This window comes from Zemynaea arenosa (genome assembly GCF_004614185.1).
In the GTDB taxonomy this organism is placed as follows: domain Bacteria; phylum Pseudomonadota; class Gammaproteobacteria; order Burkholderiales; family Burkholderiaceae_D; genus Telluria; species Telluria arenosa.
In genome coordinates, this window is the sequence record NZ_SPVF01000032.1 from 1 (window position 1) to 2750 (window position 2750).

Below are 2750 nucleotides of genomic sequence, written 5' to 3' on the forward strand. Positions count from 1 at the left end.
GCCGCGCTGCGCGTCACCAGGCCCAGGTCCGCGCCCAGCGTGGCGGCGACCTGGATCAGGGCGCGCATGGTATCGAAGGCGGCCAGCACGGCGTCCCCGCCGACATCGTGCACCCCGGCCACGATCCCCTTGGCCACCCCGCGCACGCTCAGCGCCAGGCCGGTCCCGGCCTGCTCGCTGGCGTGCAACGCGCCGCGCACCACCTGTTCGATGACACTGGCCAGGCCGATGGCGGCGCCGCCGCCGATGCCCAGGGTGTCCACGATGGTCTGGCGCGCCAGGCTGGCGATCTGGGTTTCCACCGCCTCCAGCGTGCCCAGGCTGGCCGCCACGCCCTGCTGGACCGCCTGGCCGGCCTGCTCGGCCATGGCCAGTCCGCCGTCGCCGCCGCGGGCGGACCGCCCCGGCGCCGCCGGGGCATTGCTGTGTTTGCTAGTCATGTCGTCTCCTCGTTGTTCACGGTCCCTCGGGCCGGATGTCTGCTGGTTGGGCCGTGCGCGGGCCGCGGGGTTCCGCCGTTCCGGCGGATTTTTTGATCTTCATCAAAAACTTCGAAACGCCGCTGCGATGCCGCCCAAATCGCTCCCTACAATGAAGCTGTAGTGATCCTGCCGCGCGAGCGGTGCTTACCCCGGCGAGGCGGGCATGCAGAAGATCTGGCTCAACAGTTACCCTCCCGGTGTGCCGCCCACGGCGGCGGTCGATGCCTTCGCGTCGCTGCCCGCGCTGTTCGACTGGATCGTCCGCACCTACGGCCCGCAGCCGGCCTTCACCAACCAGGGGACCACGCTCACCTGGGCCGAGCTCGATGAGCGGGCGCGTGCCTTCGCCGGCTACCTGCAGGGCGTGCTGGGGCTGGCGCCCGGCGCGCGCGTGGCGCTCATGCTGCCCAATTTGCTGCAATACCCGGTCGGCCTGTTCGGGGTGCTGCGCGCCGGCTGCGTGGTGGTCAACGTCAATCCCTTGTACACCGCGCGCGAGCTGCAGTACCAGCTGGCCGACAGCGGCGCCAGCGCCATCGTGGTGCTGGACAACTTCGCCCACACGCTCGAGCAGGTGCTGGCCGCCACCGCGGTGCGCCACGTGGTCGTGACCCGGGCCGGCGACCTGCTGCCCTTTCCCAAGGCGCAGATCGTCAACCTGGTGGTGCGCCATGTCCGGCACATGGTGCCCGCCTGGTACCTGCCGCAGGCGGTGCGCTGGCACGAGGCGCTGCGGCGCGGGCGCACGGCGGGGCTGCGGCCGGCCACGCCGGCGCCGCAGGACACCGCCTTCCTGCAGTACACCGGCGGCACCACCGGCGTGCCCAAGGGCGCCGTGCTCAGCCACGCCAACCTGGTGGCCAACATCGAGCAGACCGCGGCCTGGGTGGGCGGGGTGCTGGTGCCGGGGCGGGAGACCGCCATCGTCCCGCTGCCCCTGTACCACGTGTTCGCGCTCACCGCCACGCTGACCTTCTGCCGCCTAGGCGCGCACGTGGTGCTGGTCACCAATCCGCGCGAGCTGCCGGCTTTCGTGCGCGAGCTGCGCCACTCCCCCTGGACCGTGCTGATCGGCGTAAACACCCTGTTCAACGCGCTCTTGAACGAACCCGGGCTGGCGCAGGTGGACATGCGCCGGGCCAAGCTGGTGGTGGCGGGCGGCATGGCCGTGCAGCGCGCCGTGGCCGAGCGCTGGCAGCAGCGCTGCGGCACCGCGCTGGTGGAGGGCTACGGCCTGACCGAAGCCTCGCCCATCGTGTGCGCCAACCGGCCGGACCAGCCCGCGTTCACCGGCGCCATCGGGCTGCCGCTGCCGTCCACCGAGGTGGCGATCCTGGACGACACCGGCCAGGAGCTGGCGCTGGGCGAGCCGGGCGAAATCTGCGTGCGCGGCCCCCAGGTCATGCAGGGCTACTGGCAGCGGCCGGAGGAGACCGCGCGCGTGTTCCACCCCGGCGGCTGGCTGCGCACCGGCGACATCGGCGTGCTGGAGCCCACCGGCTACGTCCGCCTGATCGACCGCCTGAAGGACATGATCGTGGTCTCCGGCTTCAAGGTCTATCCCAACGAGGTCGAGGACGTGCTGGCCCTCCATCCGGGCGTATTCGAGGCGGCCGCGATCCGCGCCCCCGACCCGCATTCGCAAGAGGTGGTCAAGGCCGTGGTGGTGCGGCGCGACCCGCAGCTCACCGAGCAGGCGCTGCTGGAGCATTGCCGCCAGCACCTGACCGGCTACAAGGTGCCGCGCGCGATCGTGTTCCGCAGCGCGCCGCTGCCCAAGTCGCCGATTGGCAAGATCCTGCGCCGGGTGGTGCAGGCCGAAGAAGACGCCCGCCTGGCCACCACCACGGCGGGCTGACCAGAATCATTGCAGTCCAACCAGGGGAATGACCATGGCAACAAAACTGAAGGAGCTGATGGAGGGCGAACCGGCCTCCATCGTCGATGCGGTGGCCGCTTCGGCCCAGCAGATCTGGCAGGCTGGGCTGGGCGCCTTTGCGGCGGCCCAGCGCGATGGCGGCGAACTGTTCGACAAGCTGGTCCGCGACGGCACCCATTTGCACCAGTTGACCCAGGACCTGGCCGCCGAGAAGCTGCCGGGGGTCAGCGGCACGGTGGGCCGGCTCGCCGGGCAGATCGGCAAACAGGCCAGCGGCTCGTGGGAAAAGATCGAGAAGATCTTTGACGACCGGGTCGGGCGCAGCCTGGACCGGCTGGACATTCCGTCGCGCGCGGAGTTCGCCCGCCTGCACGGCGAGCTGGACGAAC

Annotated in this window: 3 protein-coding genes; 2 read left to right on the forward strand and 1 reads right to left on the reverse strand. The window is 71.1% G+C overall.

Translation table 11 applies throughout. The features are described 5' to 3' along the window. A partial coding sequence (locus tag E4L96_RS02190; RefSeq protein ID WP_220433378.1) for a hypothetical protein occupies window positions 1-440 on the reverse strand: 440 nt, incomplete at its 3' end. Between the two features lie 205 nt (window positions 441-645). Here E4L96_RS02190 and E4L96_RS02195 point away from each other — a divergent pair. Further along, window positions 646-2340 carry an AMP-binding protein gene (locus tag E4L96_RS02195; protein WP_135205604.1) on the forward strand — a complete coding sequence of 565 codons (1695 nt, stop codon included), beginning with the start codon at window positions 646-648 and terminating at the stop codon, window positions 2338-2340. 34 nt (window positions 2341-2374) lie between these two features. Next, window positions 2375-2750, forward strand: a 376-nt coding sequence (locus E4L96_RS02200) for a phasin family protein (RefSeq protein WP_167758579.1), incomplete at its 3' end; no start/stop codon positions are given.